Source organism: Variovorax sp. FW305-3-2-15-B-LB1 (genome assembly GCF_058787635.1).
In genome coordinates, this window is record NZ_JBYSZY010000012.1 from 85307 (window position 1) to 103591 (window position 18285).

The window sequence follows — 18285 nt, forward strand, 5'->3', positions numbered from 1 at the left end:
GTGGCACCGATGGTCCCGCGAAGGCGCGCGCAGGAGAAACTGGAATTCACGCAGGACGCCTCAGGCGCCGCCTGAGCCCTGCGCGAAATTCGTTCAGAACATCGCCAGCACCGCCGCGTTCACCGCATAGCCGCCGGCAGTCAAAAACACGAACAGCAGCGCCCCCAGCTTGAGCGGTTGCGCCCCCGCCTTGCGCAGGCTCGCGGCGCTGGTGCGCAGGCCCATCGCGGCCATGGCGGTGGCGAGCAGCAGCGTGTCGAGCTGCACCAGCGCGGCGACGAGTGCATGCGGCAGCACGTCGAGCGAATGCACGGCGCTCACGGCAATGAACAGCACGGCGAACCATGGCACGCGCACCTGGCGCCAGCACGCGCCCAGGCTCGCCGCGCCCGGCGTCGAGGCCGCCACGCGGAACGACAGGCCCATGAGGAACGGCGCCAGCATCATCACGCGCAGCATCTTCTCGACCACGGCCGCGTTGGCCGCGCCCGGGCTGACGGCCTCGCCGACCGCGACCACCTGCGCCACCTCGTGGATGGTGGAACCCGCGAAGAGACCGAAGGCATGTTCCGTGAGCCCGAGGTACGGATAGACCAGTGGGTACGCCACCATCGACAGCGTGCCGAACACCACCACCGTGGCGACGGCGATCGACACCTTGTGCTCTTCGCCGCGCACCACGGGCTGGGTCGCCATCACGGCGGCGGCGCCGCAGATGGCGCTGCCCGCGCCGATCAGCGCGGCGGTCTCGCGGTCGAGCCCCAGCCAGCGCGTGCCGATGCGCACCGCAAGGCCGAAGGTCAGCGCCACCATCGCCATCGCGATCAGCACGCCGGGCCAGCCGACGGCGCCGATGTCGCTCAGCGAGATGCGAAAGCCGTAGAGCACGATGCCCGCGCGCAGCAAGGCGCTGCGCGCAAAGTCCACGCCCGCGCCGGTGCGCTGCGACACCGCGGGGAACACCGTGTTGCCCGCCACCATGCCCAGCGCGATGGCCAGCGTGAGCGCGCTCAGGCCCAGGTGCACCATCGGCGGCCACTCGGCCAGCAGCGCGGCGGCGGCCGCCAGCAGTGCAGACAGCAACACGCCGGGGCCGCAGCGGCGAACGAAGGAGAAACCGGGCAAGGAGGCGGCAAGGGAGGACATGGACCCGAGCTTAGGAATCGACACCCCATGAGACAAAGACATAAACTTCACCGATGCATGAAGTTAAGTTATGACCCTGAACCTGCACCTGGTGCGCCTGTTCGTCGCCGTGGCCGAGGCGGGCAGCTTCTCGCGCGCGGCCGAGGGCCTGTGGATCAGCCAGCCGGCGGTGTCCAAGGGCATCCGCGAGCTGGAGCACCAGCTCGACCTGACGCTCATCGAGCGCGGCGCGGGCAAGGGCTTGCGGCTCACCGAGGCGGGCGCGTCGCTGCTCACGCATGCGCGCGGCATCTTCGCGATGGAGCGCGCGGCGCTGGACGACGTGCGTGCGCGCGTCGGCGTGCAGCGCGGCAGCCTCACGCTGGGCGCCAGCACCACGGTGGCGAGCTACTGGCTGCCGCCGCAGATCGCGGCCTTCTGCGCGGCTTATCCGGCGGTGGTGCCGCGCGTCACGGTCGGCAACACGCAGTGGGTGTGCGAGCAGCTGCTCGAATGCCGCATCGACCTCGCGCTGGTCGAGGGCCGCGTGGACGAAGAGCGCGTGGAGGTGCGCGAATGGACCACCGACCCGCTCGTCATCGTGGCGCCGCCCGATGCCGCCCTGCCCCGGCGCGGCGTGACGGCCGCACTGCTGGACCGGCAGAACTGGATCCTGCGCGAGCCCGGCTCGGGCACGCGCCAGGCCACCGAGGCGCTGTGCGCGGCGCACGGCATCGACGCGCCGCCGTGGATGGAAATGGCGAGCAACGAAGCCATTGCGCGCACCGTGGCCAGCGGGGTCGGCATCTCGATGCTGCCGCGCGTGGTGGTGGCCGACATGCTCGCGCTGGGCACGCTGCGCGAGCTGAAGCTGCCGGGCGCGGTGCTGTCGCGGCCGCTGTACCGGCTGGCGCTGAAGAACCGGCCGCTCTCGCCGGCGGCGCTGCGGATGGCGCAGATCCTCGACGCCTCGTGACAATAAAAAAGGGCGCACCGTGTGCGCCCTTTTTTCCTTCAACCGCTACCCGTCAGCAGCAGCGCCCCTTGCCCGCGCCGTAGCGCGCCTCGAGCCGTTCGCGGAAGAATTCCTCGTAGCTCATCGGCGCCCGGTCCGGGTGGGTGGCTGCCATGTGCGTCAGGTAGACGTCGTAGTCGGGCAGCCCGACCATGAGCCGCAGCGACTGCTTGATCGAGCGGGCGATGTAGCGCCCGGCTTCCGGCATGGCGAGGCCCATGGCTTTCTTGCGTCCGTTCAGTGGGCGGCGGACGAGGCCGCGCCCATCGCCTCGAACGGCGTCTCCTGCGTGGTCGGCCGGTTGGCCGCGCGGGCCGCCAGGCAGGCCTTGATGCTGTAGACCAGCACGCTCAGCACCACGAAGATGAACAGCGCGCACAGCGCCGCGTCGAGCCGGTCGTTGAAGACGATGCGCGACATGGCTTCGGGCGTCTTGGCCGGCGCGATCAGCACGCCGTTGGCCAGGCCGTCGGCGTACTTGGCCGCGTGCGACAGGAAGCCGATCTTCGGATCGCTCGAGAAGATCTTCTGCCAGCCCGCGGTCAGCGTGCAGGCCAGCAGCCACACGGCCGGCGCCGCCGCCACCCAGGCGTAGCGCTCGCGCTTCATGCGGAACAGCACGACCACGCCCAGCATCAGCGCCACCGCGGCCAGCATCTGGTTGGAGATGCCGAACAGCGGCCACAGCGTGTTGATGCCGCCCAGCGGATCGACCACGCCCTGGTACAGGAAGTAGCCCCAGGCCGCCACGCACAGCGCGGTGGCGATCAGGTTGGCCGGCAACGAGTCGGTGCGCTTGAGCGCAGGCACGAAGCTGCCCAGCAGGTCCTGCAGCATGAAGCGGCCGGCGCGCGTGCCGGCGTCCACCGCCGTGAGGATGAAGAGCGCCTCGAACAGGATCGCGAAGTGGTACCAGAAGGCCATCATGGCCTGCCCGCCGATCACCTGGTGAAGGATATGGGCCATGCCCACGGCCAGCGTCGGCGCGCCGCCGGTGCGCCCGAGGATGGTGGTCTCGCCCACGTCCTTGGCCGTCTGCAGCAGCATCTCGGGCGTGACCACGAAGCCCCAGCCGGAGATCGTTGCGGCGGCCTGTTGCACCGTGGTGCCGACCAGCGCGCCCGGGCTGTTCATCGCGAAGTAGATGCCCGGCTCGATGCACGAGGCCGCCACCAGCGCCATCACGGCGACGAACGACTCGGCCAGCATGCCGCCGTAGCCGATGAAGCGCGCGTGGCGTTCGTTGTCGAGCATCTTGGGCGTGGTGCCCGAAGAGATCAGCGCGTGGAAGCCCGAGACGGCGCCGCAGGCGATGGTGATGAACAGGAACGGGAACAGGCTGCCCGACCACACCGGGCCGTTGCCCTGCGCGAACTGCGTGATGGCGGGCATCTGCAGCGTGGGCATCACGACCACGATGCCGATGGCCAGCGCGATGATCGTGCCGATCTTCAGGAAGGTCGACAGGTAGTCGCGCGGCGCCAGCAGCAGCCACACCGGCAGGCTGGCGGCCACGAAGCCGTAGCCCACGAGCATCCAGGTGAGCGCCTTGCCGTCGAAGGTGAAGGCCGGGCCCCACACCGGGTGCTGGCTGACCCACTGGCCGCCGAAGATGGCCGCCATGAGCAGCACGAAGCCGATCACCGACACCTCGCCGATACGGCCCGGGCGGATGTAGCGCAGGTACACGCCCATGAACAGCGCCACCGGAATCGTCGCGGCCACCGTGAAGCTGCCCCACGGCGATTCGGCCAGCGCCTTCACCACGATCAGGGCCAGCACCGCCAGGATGATGATCATGATCATGAAGGTGCCGAACAGCGCGATCATGCCGGGCACCACGCCCATCTCCTGCTTGACCAGGTCGCCCAGCGAGCGGCCGTCGCGGCGCGTGGAGATGAACAGGATGATGAAGTCCTGCACCGCCCCCGCGAACACCACGCCCGCCAGCACCCACAGCAAGCCGGGCAGGTAGCCCATCTGCGCGGCGAGCACCGGGCCCACCAGCGGGCCGGCGCCCGCAATGGCCGCGAAGTGGTGGCCGAACAGCACGTTCTTGTCGGTCGGCACGTAGTCCAGGCCGTCGTTGTGGCGGTGCGCGGGCGTCTTGCGGTTGGCGTCCAGCCCCAGCACCTTGTCGGCGATGAACAGGCTGTAGTAGCGGTAGGCGATCAGGTAGGTGCAGAGCGCGGCGGTCACGACCCACAGGGCGTTGATGCTCTCTCCCCGGCTCAGGGCGACGGTGCCCAGCGCAAAAGCGCCGAGCACGGCCACGGCCAGCCACACCAGATGGCGGCGAATGTTGGGCATGCGGATGTCTCCTCGATATGAACCGGGCGAGTGTTCCCCGCCCGCCGCCGGGCCGCATCCGTCGAACTGCGCGGGCTGGGCGGGTGGAATTGCCTAATGGATAACCCCTATCCACACCCGGATCGCCTCCGCCGGACCGCCGCGGGAAGCGCCGCAAATCCGTTGCGCTCACATTAGATGTGATAAATTCACATTCACTAACAATGTGAAACATCTCTGACGAGTCCACGATGACCCAGCATTCGCAGGCGCGCACAAGCGGCGGCTTCACATTGATCGAGGTCATGATCACGGTGGTCATCGTGGCCATCCTGGCGTCGATTGCCCTGCCCAGCTACCGGCAGTACATCGTGCGATCAAAGCGCTCGGCGGCCCAGGCGCAGATGATGGACATCGCCAACCGGCAGCAGCAGTTCCTCATTGCCAACCGCAGCTACGCGAACACGACGGCGCTGACCGCCAGCGGCTACAGCCTGCCCGCCGAAGTCAGCAGCAACTACAGCTACGAGGTCACGCTGCAGGAAGCCGGCCTCCCGCCCGCCTTCACGATCACCTTCACGCCGATCGGCAGCCAGGTGGGCGACGGCAACCTCGGGCTCACCAGCGAAGGCGTGAAGACGCCGCCCAACAAATGGTGAGCCCCGCCCTGCGGCGCCAGCGCGGCGCCACGCTGATCGAGGTGCTGGTCACCCTGCTCGTGCTGGCCTTCGGCCTGTTCGGCCTCGTGGGGCTGCAGGCCCGGCTGCAGGCGTCCGAGATGGAGTCGTACCAGCGCTCGCAGGCGCTGATCCTGCTCAACGACATGGCCAACCGCATCGCCATCAACCGCCGCGTGGCGGCCAGCTACGCCACCAGCGCACCGCTGGGTGGCACCGATGCCTGCCCCACCGGCACCGGCACGCGCCAGCAGATCGACGCCAAGGAGTGGTGCAACGCGCTGCAGGGCGCCGCCGAGTTCTCGGGCAACGACAAGTTGGGCACCGTCATCGGCGGGCGCGGCTGCGTGGAAGACATGGGCAACAACGAGTACCTCGTGACGGTCGCCTGGCAGGGCCTGGGGCCGATCTCGGCGCCGCCGGCCGGCGTGGCCTGCGGCAAGGACCTCTACGACGGCGGCACCGGCTCCAAGTGCATCAACGACCTGTGCCGCCGCACCGTGACCACGCTCGTGCGCATCGGATCGCTCTCATGAACCCGCGCCCCACCGCACGCCGCGCCCAGCGCGGGCTGACGCTGATCGAGTTGATGGTGGCCATCACCATCATGCTCATCGTGATGGCCGCGCTGCTCACGCTGTTCCTCAACGTGAGCGGCTCCCAGCGCGAGATGGAACGCGTCAACCGCCAGATCGAAACCGGGCGCCTGAGCATCTTCGTGCTCGAGAACGAGATCTCGCACGCGGGCTTCTGGGAAAACTACATGCCCGAGTTCGACGACCTCACGGTCAGCGCCGCACCCACGCACGTGCCCACCGGCAATGTGCCCGACCCGTGCCTGGCCTACTCGGCGGCGAACTGGACCGAGGACTACAAGCGCCAGCTGCTCGACCTGCCCGTGCAGGTCTACAGCAGCGTGCCGGCCACCTGCACCGACCTGCTGACGCACCACAAGACCGGCACCGACATCCTCGTGGTGCGCCATGCCGAAACCTGCCTGCCCGGCACGACGCATTGCGACGCCGACGTGGCCGGCGCGATGTACTTCCAGTCGTCGCTGTGCGGCACGCAAAAGCCCTCGTCGTTCGACCTCTCGACCGGCGCCTTCGACCAGATGTTCCTCAAGGACTGCACCAGCGCCTCGCCCAAGCGCAAGCTGGTGGCCGACATCTACTACGTGCGCGACTACGCCGAGGCCGAAAACGACGGAATTCCCACGCTGGCACGCTCGCGCTTCGACCTGGTGGGCGGCACGCTCGCGCAGCAGCCGCCCACGGCGCTGATCGAAGGCGTCGAGGGCTTTCGCGTCGAGCTCGGCCTGGACACGCTGAGCAAGACCGGCGCCGCCGTCAACTACGCCCAGGCCATCGCCTGGGCCGACCCGGCGAACAAGTCCACCCCGTCCAACCGCGGCGACGGCAGCCCCGACGGCGCCTTCGTGCACTGCGGCGCGACCTGCACCGCCGACCAGCTGGTCAACGCGGTGGCCGTGAAGCTGTATGTGCTCGCGCGCGCCACCACCATCTCGCCGGGCCACACCGACACGCGCAGGTACCAGATGGGCGCTGCGACGCTCGCGCCGTTCAACGACCACTACAAGCGGCACGCGTTCGCGACCACCGTGCGCCTGACCAACGTCACCGGCCGGAGGGAAACGCCATGAAGCCACGCGTGCGCGCCGGCCGCTCCACCCAGACCCAGCGCGGCGCCGCGCTGATCATCGGGATGATCATGTTGCTGCTGATCACGCTCGTGGTCACCGCCGCCTTCAACCTCAGCGGCGCCAACCTCAAGGCCGTGGGCAACCTGCAGACCCGCAACGAAGCCGTGGCCGCCGCCAACCGCGCGATCGAGGAGGTCGCGGCCAGCCTGCTGGTGCCCGGCAGCGACGGCACCCCGTCGCTCGCGCCGCCGCAGGGCACCGTGAGCATGGTCGACATCAACAACGACGGCTTGAACGACTACACGGTCACCGTCGCCCCGCCCGTGTGCGTGCGCGCCACCAAGGCCGTCGACAGCAGCGGCGGCGGCAGCACGGGCCCGGGCGGCATCACGGGCGGCGCCTCCAGCAGCGGCTCGGGGCTCGCGGCCCTGCCCGACCAGTACAACGCCGTGTGGGACATCAGCACCACCGTGACCGACGCCACCCCCGGCGCCACCGGCACCACCACCTCCGTGCGCCAGGGCGTGCGGGCGCTGCTCAACAAGGCGCAGTTCGAAGCGCTGTGCGCGCCGCCGCCGGTCGCGCCAGCCGAACCCGCGCCAGCCGCCTCTTGAACCACGACGATGAACGGGTCCCCGCCATGACAAGGAAACTACTCACCACGCTGTGGGCCGCCGTGCTGCTCGCGTTGCCGATGCAGGCGGCGCAGGCGGAGGACATCGATCTCTTCGTGGAATACAACCAGGCGGCCGGGCAGATGCCCAACGTGCTGTTCGTGCTGGACAACACGGCCAACTGGAACCAGCCTTTCGAAGCCGAACTCGACGCGCTCAAGACGGCCTTCAGGAGCCTTGACCCCAACCAGTTCAAGATCGGCCTGATGATGTTCACGGAGACCGGTGGCGGCAACTCCAACTCGGACGGCGGCTACGTGCGCGCCGCCGTGCGCACGCTGGACGGCGACACCAAGATCACGTACACCAGCATGCTCGCCAGCCTGGACAAGACCGCCGACAAGTCCAACGGCGGCAAGGCCGGCAAGACGATGGCGGAGGTCTACCGCTACCTGTCCGGTGGCGCGCCGATCGCCGGGAACAACAAGCTCAAGACCGACTATCTGGGCAATACACGCGGGACCGCCGCGTCCAACCAGATCTATGCGCTGGCGGGCAACGCGCTCAGTTCGTTCAACGGCGCCCGCTACATCCCGCCGAGCACCGAGAACTGCACCGGCACCTTCATCATCTACATCAGCAACGGCGCGGCGCAGGACAACACCAACGACATCCAGATCTCGACCGAGGCCCTGCGCGCGGCCGGTGGCGACACGACCCCCATCGTGCTGGGCGTCAGCGGCTCGCAAGACAACCCCGCCGACGAATGGGCACGCTTCCTGAGGGACAGCATGCGCGTGAAGGTCTACACCATCGAGGCCGTCCGCGCGACCGGCGGCCAAGGCCCAGGCTGGACGGCGTTGCTCCGGAGCATGGCCGACAGGTCCGACGGTGAGTACTTCGACCTGTCCGGCAGCACCAATCTCAATACTGCGCTCATCGATGCGCTCGCCAAGATCTTCAGCAAGATCCAGGCGGTCAACAGCGTCTTTTCCTCGGTGAGCCTGCCCGTGAGCGTGAACACGCAGGGCACCTACCTGAACCAGGTGTTCGTCGGCATGTTCCGCCCCGACCGCAGCGCACGCCCACGCTGGTACGGCAACCTCAAGCAATACAAACTGGGACTGGACAGCGGCGGCCAACTTCTCCTGCAGGATGCCGTCGACGGCAACGCGATCAACAACAACACCGGTTTCGTGGACCCCTGCGCCCAGACCTTCTGGACACCCGCGAAGGGGAGCGGGGGCAGTTACTGGGATTTCCTCCTGCCCGCGGACCGTCCCTCGGGCGGCTGCCTGGGTCAGAACAAGCTGTCCGACAGCCCCGACGGCGATGTGGTGGAAAAAGGTGCGCAGGGCTACATGCTGCGCAGCCTGACCGTGGCCAGCCGCAACATGAAAACCTGCGCCGCAACCGGCTGCAGCACACTCACGAACTTCTCCACCGGCAACAGCGCCATCACCAAGGGCGACCTTGGCGTCGCCGTGGATGCCGACCGCGACAAGCTGATCGACTGGGTGCGCGGCCTCGACAACAAGGGCGATGACAGGGCCCGGGCCGATGGCACGCTGGTCACCACCGGCGGCATGCGTCCCTCCGTGCATGGCGACGTGGTTCATTCACGGCCGGTCGCCATCGACTACGGAACCGCCACGGCGCCCCAGGTGGTGGTGTTCTACGGCGGCAACGACGGCGCGCTGCGAGCCATCAACGGCAACCGCAGCAGAGCCATCGGCACGGCTGCCGCGGGCGCCGAGCTGTGGTCTTTTGTTCCGCCCGAGTTCTATGGCAGCTTGAAGCGGCTGTACGACAACAACGTCCGCATCGATTTCCCCGGCATGCCCGTGCCCACCGGCACCACTGTGGCCCCCAAGGCCTACGGCATGGACGGCGCGGTGTCCGCCTACCGCCAGGGCAACACGGCCTGGCTGTTTGCCAGCATGCGCCGCGGTGGCCGGCAGATGTACGCCTTCGACGTGTCCGACCCAGCGGCGCCTTCTCTCAAATGGCGCCGCGGCTGCCCCAACCAGTCCAATGACACCGACTGCGACAGCGACTTCGAAGGCATCGGCCAGACCTGGTCGGCACCGAAGGTGCTGAAGGCCAGCGGCTACGCGTCGGGCAACTCGCCGCTGCTGATCTTCGGCGGCGGCTACGACAAGTGTGAGGACGCCGACACCAACAGCGCCACCCAGGCCTGCGGCAGCGGCGTGAAGGGCAACCGGATCTATGTGCTCGACGCCGATACCGGCGCGCAACGCAAGGTGTTCACCACGGAACGCCCGGTGGTCGGCGAAGTGACGGTGGTCACCGACGCGCTCGGCGTCGCCAAGATCGCCTACGCCGCCGACCTGGGCGGCAACGTCTACCGCATCAAGATCGGCACCGCAGCACCGTCCGCCTGGGAATTAAAGAAGATCGCCTCGCTCGGCTGCGACACCGTGACCACCTGCACGCCCAACCGCAAGTTCATGTTCGGCCCCGACGTGCTGGAGGACACCGGCTCCTACGTCGTGCTGCTGGGTTCGGGCGACCGCGAGAAGCCGCTGCGCCGCTACACCTCGGCCCTCAGCGTGGCCAATCGCTTCTATATGCTGGTGGACAAGCCCACCGACGACAACTGGCTGAGCAGCGAGGCCGTCCTCACCCGCTGCGGCACCGGCACCAGCAACGAGCTGCTGTGCCATGCCTCGCTGCAGGCCATCACCACGACCGACGACCCGACGTCCGCGGACCTTGCGACCAAGAAGGGCTGGTACCTCGCCCTCGCTGCCGGAGAGCAGGTCGTGACCGGCTCGGTGACCGCCTACGGCGTCACCACCTTCAACACCCACACGCCCACCGTTCCCAACACGCTGACGTGCAAGGCCGACCTCGGCACCGCACGGGTCTACAACGTCTCGTACGTCAACGCCGCGGCCCAGAGCCCCCTCGGACGCTTCCAGAACGTGGTGGGCGGCGGCCTCGCGCCCACGCCAGTCGTGGGCCGGGTCGAACTCGACAACGGCAGCATCCGCGACGTGGTGATCGGCGCCAGTCCCAATTCCTTCCTCAGCCCCAAGGGCACCGCGCCCAAGGCCGCCTTCAAGCAGCCCAAGGGCCGGGTCTACTGGTTCATCCAGAAGTAAAGCCGTGCACCCGCGCATGCGCAACCACCACCCCAGGCAGCAGGCCCGCAACCGGCCGCGCGGCTTCACGCTCATCGAGCTGATGGTCACGCTGGCCGTGCTGGTGGTGCTGATCGCCATTGCCGTGCCCTCGTTCGACGGCATCCGGCTGTCCACCCGCCTGAGCAGCTACAGCACCGCGCTGGTCGCGGGCAGCCAGCTGGCGCGCAGCGAGGCCATCAAGCGCAACGCCCCCGTCACCCTGTGCGCCTCGGCCAACGGCACCAGCTGCAGCACCAACGGGCAGTGGGAAGCCGGCTGGATCGTGCGCAGCGACACGCAGGTGCTGCGCGTCGAGCCCGCGGCCGCCAGCGGCTACCGGCTGCGCGAGGCCGATGGCGCCAGCGCCATCGTGTTCCAGGCCACCGGCCTGGGCGCCGGCCGGAGCAGCATCACCATCTGCCGCGCCACCCCGAGCGCCGACCAGTCGCGCGCCGTGAGCATCAGCGCCACGGGGCGCACCACCGTCACCCGGTCCAGCGGCGGCACCTGCGCCGCGACCTGACCCGGGCCGGCCGAGGGGGTCCGCCGGACGAACGACAATAGGGCCCTGTGGCAAGCCCGGGCGCCGGTCCCGCCTCTCTTGCCTTGACGACCTTCACCAGGAACAACGCTCCCGCATTCATGGAACACCGGCTGGACTGGGCCCTTGCCGCCTGCGCTCGCATCCTCAGGCCCGTGGTCCGGCTGGCGCTGGGCATGGGCGTCAAGCACCCGCACCTCGAAGCCCTGCTGCGCGACCTGCTCATCGAGGAAGCCCAGCGCACCTGGCGCGCCCAGGGCGTGACCAAGCCCAACCTCAGCCAGATTTCGGTCACCACCGGGCTGAACCGCAAGGTCGTCACCGCCAAGGTCCGCGCCACCGTTGACCCGCTGCCCCACACCGAGCTGTCAGCGGCTGCCAAGACTTTTACGTTGTGGTTACAGATGACCACCGACGACGACACCCTGCGCCGCCTGCCCGTCGTCACCGAGGGTGACGGGCCCTCGTTCGAACGCGTGGCCCGCCTGGCCAGCCGGGGCAACGTGCACCACCGCACCATCCTCGACGAACTGGTGCGCCTGCAGATGGTGGCCGAGAGCGACGGCAGCGCCGAACTCACGGCCGACGGCTTCGTGCCGGTGGAAGACCTGCAGTCGATGCTCGCCTTCCTGGGCGACAACGGCCGCGACCACCTGCTGGCCGCCGTCTCCAACACCCTGGGCGAACAGCCCCGCATGCTCGAGCGCGCCGTGTACGCGCGCGGGCTCACGCTGGCCGACTGCACGGCCATCGAACGCCTCGTGCGCGAACGCTGGGCCGGCCTGCACCACGAGCTGGCCCGCGAGATGACCGAAGCCGTCGACCGCGTGCCCCCCGAGGCCAAGGCCTCCGCGAAGGCGCGCATCCGCGTCGGCATCTACACGTATTACGAAGACGAAGAAGGCGCGCCCGCCCCCGGCGCGCCCCAGCACAACGAGTCCCCCCGATGAACACGCCTCCCCTCTCCTTGCGACTCGTGCGCGGCCTGCTGATGGCCGGCGCCATGGCCCTGCTTCTGTCCTGCGGGGGAGGCGGCGGTGGAGGCGGCGGCACGCCGGGCTTCGGCACCGCCGGCACCACGGCCACCGGCAACGGCGGTGGGGGCGGCGACGGCGGCTCGGGTGACGCCGGCTCCGGCAGCGGCACAGGCAATGGCAGCACCGGAAGCACCGGCGCCGGCGGCGACAGCACCGCCGGCAACACCAACGGCGACGGCTCGGGCGTGGGCTCCGGCGGCACCGGCGTGACCGCCGACGCGGCCGGCATCGGCGCGGCCGACGGCCTGGGCAGCGTGATCCTCAACGGCCTGCGCTACAACACCGACAGCGCCACCTTCAGCCTCGAGGACACCACCGAGCTGCAGATCGGCATGAGCGCGCGCATCGCCGGCAAGGTCGACGCCGACTTCAACAACGGCATCGCCGCCACGGTCGTTTCGGCCGCCGAGCTGCGCGGCACCGTGTCGGCCATCGACCTGAAGGACGGCAGCTTCACCGTGATGGGCGCCCGCGTGACCACCGACAACGCCACCGTCTGGGCCGACGCCGACGGCACCACCGACCTCGTCGACGGTGCCGTGGTGCAGGTGTGGGGCCTGCCCGCCGCACCGGGCACGCTGCGCGCCACGCGCGTCCAGGTGGCACCCGCCACCACCGCCCCGCTAGTGACCGGCACCGTGCAGAACCTCGACCGCGGCGCCCAGCAGTTCACGCTCGGCCTGCTGACCGTCGACTTCGGCGGCGCCGCCTTCGGCCCCGGCATCGACGCCGCGAGCCTGGCCAACGGCACCCTCGTCCGCGTGCGCGGCACGGCGGCGCCGACCGCCGGCCGCTTCACCGCCACCCAGGTGCAGGGCTGGTACGCCATTCCCTCGGCCGACGGCATCGCGCTGCAACTGGCGGGCGTGGTCACCGACTTCGCCGCGCTGGGCGACTTCCGCGTGCTGGGCAACAAGATCGACGCGCGCGATGCGCAGATCACCGGCGGGCCGGTCGGCTCCATCGGCAACGGCGTGAAGGTCGAGGTCGACGGTTTCCTCTCGGGCCAGGTGCTCGTGGTCAAGAAACTGCGCATCCGCCACGTGCCCGGCACCGGCGGGCCCGTGTCGTTCACCGTCATCGGCCCCATCGCCAACTACGTGTCGGCCGCCGACTTCATCGTGCGCGGCCAGCGCGTGAATGCCAGCGGCTCCGGTACCATCTTCGAAAACGGCACGGCTGCCGACCTGGGCAACAGCAAGCGCGTGACCGTCGTCGGCGACCGCGTGGTCGACGGCGTGCTCATTGCACAACGCGTGAGCTTCACGCTGCCCTGAGGTCCGGGCCCCGGCGGTCCGGCCGCGCAGTGCGTACACCCAGGGGTGCACGCACCGCGCACCCCACAGGCCACGCCACCCATGGCGCGACCGGATCGATCGGAGCCATGGACACACACACCACCGCTGCCCCCGTTCCCACGTCGCCCCGCTGCTGCATCGCCGGCGGCGGCCCGGCCGGCATGGTGCTCGGCCTGCTGCTTGCGCGCGCGGGCGTGCCCGTCGTCGTGCTCGAGAAACACCTCGACTTCCTGCGCGACTTTCGCGGCGACACCGTGCACCCGTCCACGCTCGAAGTGCTGCACGAACTCGGCCTGCTCGACGCCTTCCTGCAGCGCCCGCACAACCGCATCGAAGAGCTGCGCGGCACCTACGAGGGCCGCAGCGTGACCATTGCCGACTTCAGGCGGCTGCCCACGCACGCCCGCTTTCTGGTGCTCATGCCGCAATGGGAGTTTCTGGACTTCATGTGCGACGAGGCGCGGCGCTACCCCGGCTTCGAGCTGTGGACCGACGCCGAGGCCACCGGCCTGCTGCAGGACAACGGCCGCGTCAACGGCGTGAAAGTGCGCGTCGGCGCCCGCAGCCCCGACAGCGGCGGCCCGAAGGACATCGAGCTGCACGCCTCCCTCATCGTGGCCGCCGACGGCCGCCACTCCACCCTGCGCGACGCGGCGGCGCTGCCGCACATCAGCTACGGCGCGCCCATCGACGTGCTGTGGATGCGCATTCCCAAGCTCCCCGGAGACCCCGAAGCCACCGGCGGCCACATCGCCGCGGGCCACCTCCTGGTGACGCTCAACCGCGGCGACTACTGGCAATGCGCCTTCGTCATCCGCAAGGGCGGCAGCGCCGAACTGCAGTCGCGCGGCATTGCCGCCTTCCACGCCGAGATCGCGCGCATCGCGCCCTTCTTCGCCACACGCCTGCCCGAGGCCCTGCCCGACTGGGAGGCCGTGAAGCTGCTCGAAGTGACCGTCGACCGGCTCGAATCGTGGTCGTGCCCCGGCCTGCTGTGCATCGGCGACGCCGCGCACGCCATGTCGCCCGTGGGCGGCGTCGGCATCAACCTCGCCGTGCAGGACGCCGTGGCCGCGGCCAACCTGCTCGCTGCGTCGCTGGCCGGCAGCGCCACCGACAAGGAAATCGACAACCTGCTGCCCCAGCTGCAGCGCCGCCGCGAATGGCCCGTGCGCGTCACCCAAGCCGCGCAGCGGCTCGTGCAGGACCGCGTGCTGATGCCCGTGCTCAGCCGCAAGGCGGCTGCATCGACCGCGCCCCGCCCCATGCCCTGGGCCCTGCGCCTGCTGGGGCGCTGGCCGTGGCTGCGCACCCTGCCCGCGCGCGCCGTGGGCATCGGTGTGCGGCCGGAACACGTGCGGTCGCCGCGCGCGTAACGCGCGAGCCGGGTTCGCCGGATCAGCCGGGCCGGCGCGCCTGCGTCGGCTGGCGCGACCAGTACACGCCATCGAGCCGGTCGAGCCGCACCTCGCCGCCCGTGGACGGCGCGTGCACGAAACGCCCGTCGCCCACATAGATGCCCGCATGCGTGGGCGACGCCGAGCCGAACAACACCAGATCGCCCGAGCGAAGCTCCGACATCGGCACCGGCCGGCCGAAGCCCGCCATGCGCGACACCGTGCGCGGCGGCACCTGCCCCACGCTGTGGCGGTACACGTAGCCGATGAGCCCGCTGCAATCGAACCCGCCCTCGGGCGAGTTGCCGCCATAGCGGTACGGCGTGCCGACCAGCCCCAGCGCATGGATCGTGATGCTGTTCGACTGCTCCGACGTCAACGGCGGGATGTTGCTGCTGGGCACCGAACCACCGGGCGCACGCGCGGGCGGCGGGCTCGCGCAGCCGATGGCCAGGAGGCAGGCGGTGACGGCGGGGATCAGTCGGAACAGGAGTCGCTGCTGCAGCAGCGACAGCGATGCGGGGGAATGAGGAGGCGTCGGCAATGGTGTGTCGAGCATGGGCGCAGGCCGGTCTTGTGGACGTGGCCCGACTCTAGCGCGAGTGGGCCGGATCGCAATGCAGAGCCCCTTGGCGGGCGACAACGCCCTCGCCCGTCCTCCTCATCATCAGCTGAAGCCGAAGACCAGCAGCAGGTTGTTCGCCGGCATCGCGTGCCGCTCGCGCAATGCAAGGCCGACGCGACGCGCCTCTGCCACCACGTCGTCGAGACGACGAATGCCCCACGCGGGATTGCGCGCGCGCAGGTCTTCGTCGAACGCCAGATTGCTAGGTGCCGTGGGGCCGTGCTGCGCTTCGTCTTCGAAGTAAGGCCCGTAGGTGATCAGCACGCCGCTGCCAGCACGCAGATGCCGCGCGGCACCGACCATCAGCGCGGCGCAGGTAGGCCAGGGCGCGATGTGCAGCATGTTGGCGCAGTAGATGGCGTCGAACTTTTCTTCTTCTTTGCCTTCTTGAGCGAACGCGGGGCCTTGCGACGGCCACTGCGGCGCCATCACGTCGAGCAGCAGCGGTGGACGCAGATTGGGCAACGCGGCGTGCTCGACGCGACTGGCGATCGCGGGGATCGAGCGGGCGTCTGCGTCGGTGGGCTGCCAGGTCCATGAAGGCATGGCATCGGCGAACCAGGCGGCGTGTTGGCCGGTGCCGGAGGCGATTTCCAAGGCGGTGCCGCGCTCATCGAGGATGCGGGTCAGGGCATCGAGGATGGGTTGTTTGTTGCGGTCGGCGGCGGGGCTGAAAGGGAGGTCGGGCATCACAAGAAGCTTCGGGCAGGTACAACTTACAGGGTATCAAAGCAAGATCGCTCAGATCCGTTTCGTAGTTCCGCAATGTCGGCAATGCAGCGGTTGCCGACGTCCCTCGGTCTCGCGCGAATGGGTACTATCGGCCAAGAACTGCCGCTCGCTCAGTGGCGCCAATAGCGGACGTCAGACGGGCTTCAGAATCGGTGCGGCAGACCTTCCCCGGAGCACGGCTGGCTCGCGCCGGCGCCATGCCGCGCGCGAAATCCTCATGCGCCGGGGTACTCGCGCGTGAAGCGCAGTCCACGGGTGCGTCCCTCCTCCAGACGCAAGCCGACGACCCGGTCGGCGTCGCGATCGATGCGGATCACCCCGGCGGTGGGCGTGGACGATGGCAGGCCGTCGCTCGCGATCGTGAACAGATCTGTCGAGAGCGGCTGCAACCGCAAGGTGCGTCTGCCGTACGGGGCCTGGATGTGCAGCCGCAGCGTGTCGCCGGTGTGCGCGAGGCATGCCGTGGCGTCCATGTCGGGCACGCGATAGCGCCCCACCAGCTGCGGCGCGAGATCGGCCGCGCTCGGTGCGGGCGCATTCATGTGCGTGAACTGATGCACCGCACCGCCCACGGCGAGCGTGATGAAGGCGGGTGCGACGTCACCGTCGAGCCCCGCCGTCTGGATGCCGATCGGCGCCATCAGGCTGTCTTCGCTGGCCAGCGACAGCCGGCCGGGTTCCGATCGCAATGGCATGGGCGGCGATCCCAGCCATGACAGCCCGAGCTGACCTTCCGCATCGCCGAAGCGGACCAGCACACCCGTGGCGGGCGAATAGTAGGGCTGGTCCATCAGCGCCGGGCGCTCGGCCGAAGGCACATGCGCAGGCGGTTGGCCGAGGTGCGCCGCCAACAAGGCATCGACAATCTTCCACCCCAGCGTGCGCGGTGACGCCTTGGCGCCGTTGGTCATGATCGAGATGTCCAGCGCATGCGCCGGCACCGTGAGCATCTGGCTCGTGCCGCCGATCACCGTCCCGCCATGGCGGATGACCTCGACGCCCCGGTACGAATGCTGCATCAACCCGAGCCCGTAGGGTGTGACCGCGCCATCGGCGAGCACCGTCGGTGTCGTCATCTGCGCCCAGCTCGCAGCACTTCCCACGCGCTTGTCGCTGCCGCGCAGATGCGCGATCCAGCGCAGCATGTCGTCGACCGTCGAGACGATCGCGCCCTCGCCGCCGATGTCTTCTACCGGGAAGATGCCACGCCGCCATTCGGCGTCGTCGCTTGCGGTGGCGCCCGTGGGCAAGGCTTGGTACAGCGTGGCCATGCCGGGCTTGATGTCGAAATCGCTCGGCACCGACTCGGTGTCGTGCATGCCTAGAGGTTCGAAGATGCGCTCGGCGAGGAATCTTTCGAAGCGCTGCTCGCTGACGCGTTCGATCACGTGCGTCAGCAGGTGATAGCCACCATTGCAATAGAGCATGCCGGTGCCCGGATCGAAGTTGAGTTCGCCTTGCCGCGCCAACAACGCAAAGCCCGCGCCCTTAGGCTGGACAGCGTCGCCGCTACTGCTGCACGACAGCGCGATGTGGCAACGCCAGCCGCTCGTGTGGTTCATCAGCTGGCGCAGCGTGGGCCCGACCTTGGACAGCCGCGGCAGTTCCGGCAAATGCGCATGGATCGAATCGTCGATGGAAAGCCTGCCTTCCTCTGCCAGCAGCAACGCGGCCAGGCAGGCGAAGTGCTTGGACGTCGAGCCGATGCGCATGCGAGTGCGCGGCGTGTTGGCGATGCCGTGCTCGATGCTCGCCAGCCCGAGCCCACGACGATAGAGGGTCTTGCCGTTGCGCGCGATGCCGACGACGAGGCCGGGCCCGTCGCCGCGATTGAAGGGTTGCAGCAAGGCGTCGACGGCTGCCAGGCCGGTTGGAATGTCGGCCGAAGTGGGTGGGATGGCAGAGGGCATGTCGCGGTCGGATGGGAGGTGGGGGCGCAGTGTGGAGAAGTCGAAGAGGCATGCAAAAAAGGGAAGCCCTGGCCGCGTTCTCGACCCTGCGCCGGTGCCGCTCAGCCGCGCTGCTTCGCACCCGATGCGTCGTACCGGCTCTCGCTGGCACGTCCACATGGACGCTCCAACCCCATTCGATCCGTCTTCCTTGCTGAGACGAGTGAGCCGACG

The 18285-nt window shown here is 69.2% G+C and carries 16 protein-coding genes; 10 read left to right on the forward strand and 6 right to left on the reverse strand.

Annotation, left to right across the window (positions count from 1 at the left end):
* Positions 1 to 93: 93 nt before the first annotated feature.
* On the reverse strand, positions 94 to 1146 hold the full coding sequence (locus AC3WQR_RS10330; protein ID WP_487850365.1) for a YeiH family protein: 1053 nt from the start codon (positions 1144 to 1146) through the stop codon (positions 94 to 96).
* A 70-nt stretch (positions 1147 to 1216) separates the two neighbouring features.
* Between AC3WQR_RS10330 and AC3WQR_RS10335 the strand changes: the two genes are divergently transcribed.
* The gene (locus tag AC3WQR_RS10335) at positions 1217 to 2101 is read left to right on the forward strand and encodes a LysR substrate-binding domain-containing protein (protein ID WP_492741957.1); all 885 of its coding nucleotides are present in this window, start codon (positions 1217 to 1219) and stop codon (positions 2099 to 2101) included.
* Between the two features lie 52 nt (positions 2102 to 2153).
* Here the strand turns inward: AC3WQR_RS10335 and AC3WQR_RS10340 are convergent, their stop codons facing one another.
* The gene (locus tag AC3WQR_RS10340) at positions 2154 to 2360 is read right to left on the reverse strand and encodes a YbdD/YjiX family protein (protein ID WP_062472123.1); all 207 of its coding nucleotides are present in this window, start codon (positions 2358 to 2360) and stop codon (positions 2154 to 2156) included.
* Between the two features lie 17 nt (positions 2361 to 2377).
* Positions 2378 to 4450, reverse strand: a complete 2073-nt coding sequence (locus tag AC3WQR_RS10345; RefSeq protein WP_095744137.1) for a carbon starvation CstA family protein — start codon at positions 4448 to 4450, stop codon at positions 2378 to 2380.
* A gap of 230 nt (positions 4451 to 4680) precedes the next feature.
* Here AC3WQR_RS10345 and AC3WQR_RS10350 point away from each other — a divergent pair, with 230 nt between their 5' ends.
* From AC3WQR_RS10350 to AC3WQR_RS10390, 9 genes are all read left to right on the forward strand, one after another.
* Entirely contained in the window at positions 4681 to 5088 is a 408-nt protein-coding gene (locus tag AC3WQR_RS10350) for a type IV pilin protein (protein ID WP_354343251.1), read from the forward strand.
* The gene (gene pilV, locus AC3WQR_RS10355) at positions 5082 to 5642 is read left to right on the forward strand and encodes a type IV pilus modification protein PilV (RefSeq protein WP_354343249.1); all 561 of its coding nucleotides are present in this window, start codon (positions 5082 to 5084) and stop codon (positions 5640 to 5642) included. The genes AC3WQR_RS10350 and pilV overlap by 7 nt, the downstream gene beginning before the upstream one ends.
* Positions 5639 to 6769 carry a PilW family protein gene (locus AC3WQR_RS10360; RefSeq protein ID WP_492741958.1) on the forward strand — a complete coding sequence of 377 codons (1131 nt, stop codon included), beginning with the start codon at positions 5639 to 5641 and terminating at the stop codon, positions 6767 to 6769. Before pilV ends, AC3WQR_RS10360 begins: the two co-directional genes overlap by 4 nt.
* On the forward strand, positions 6766 to 7383 hold the full coding sequence (locus tag AC3WQR_RS10365; RefSeq protein WP_492741960.1) for a pilus assembly PilX family protein: 618 nt from the start codon (positions 6766 to 6768) through the stop codon (positions 7381 to 7383). The genes AC3WQR_RS10360 and AC3WQR_RS10365 overlap by 4 nt, the downstream gene beginning before the upstream one ends.
* Before the next feature lie 26 nt (positions 7384 to 7409).
* Positions 7410 to 10511, forward strand: a complete 3102-nt coding sequence (locus tag AC3WQR_RS10370) for a pilus assembly protein (RefSeq protein ID WP_492741961.1) — start codon at positions 7410 to 7412, stop codon at positions 10509 to 10511.
* Positions 10512 to 10515: 4 nt separating this feature from the next.
* Positions 10516 to 11055 carry a GspH/FimT family pseudopilin gene (locus AC3WQR_RS10375; protein WP_492741962.1) on the forward strand — a complete coding sequence of 180 codons (540 nt, stop codon included), beginning with the start codon at positions 10516 to 10518 and terminating at the stop codon, positions 11053 to 11055.
* Positions 11056 to 11174: 119 nt separating this feature from the next.
* Positions 11175 to 12023, forward strand: coding sequence for a DUF6502 family protein (locus AC3WQR_RS10380; RefSeq protein ID WP_492741964.1), 849 nt, complete (start codon positions 11175 to 11177; stop codon positions 12021 to 12023).
* Positions 12020 to 13387, forward strand: coding sequence for a DUF5666 domain-containing protein (locus AC3WQR_RS10385; RefSeq protein WP_492741966.1), 1368 nt, complete (start codon positions 12020 to 12022; stop codon positions 13385 to 13387). The genes AC3WQR_RS10380 and AC3WQR_RS10385 overlap by 4 nt, the downstream gene beginning before the upstream one ends.
* Positions 13388 to 13494: 107 nt before the next feature.
* Positions 13495 to 14784, forward strand: a complete 1290-nt coding sequence (locus AC3WQR_RS10390) for an FAD-dependent oxidoreductase (protein WP_492741968.1) — start codon at positions 13495 to 13497, stop codon at positions 14782 to 14784.
* 22 nt (positions 14785 to 14806) lie between these two features.
* Here AC3WQR_RS10390 and AC3WQR_RS10395 read toward each other — a convergent pair whose 3' ends face one another.
* From AC3WQR_RS10395 to AC3WQR_RS10405, 3 genes are all read right to left on the reverse strand, one after another.
* Entirely contained in the window at positions 14807 to 15364 is a 558-nt protein-coding gene (locus AC3WQR_RS10395) for a C40 family peptidase (protein WP_492734285.1), read from the reverse strand.
* A gap of 108 nt (positions 15365 to 15472) precedes the next feature.
* Positions 15473 to 16120, reverse strand: coding sequence for a DUF938 domain-containing protein (locus AC3WQR_RS10400; RefSeq protein ID WP_492741970.1), 648 nt, complete (start codon positions 16118 to 16120; stop codon positions 15473 to 15475).
* Between the two features lie 257 nt (positions 16121 to 16377).
* Positions 16378 to 18072, reverse strand: a complete 1695-nt coding sequence (locus AC3WQR_RS10405; RefSeq protein WP_447776717.1) for a serine hydrolase domain-containing protein — start codon at positions 18070 to 18072, stop codon at positions 16378 to 16380.
* Between the last annotated feature and the right edge of the window lie 213 nt (positions 18073 to 18285).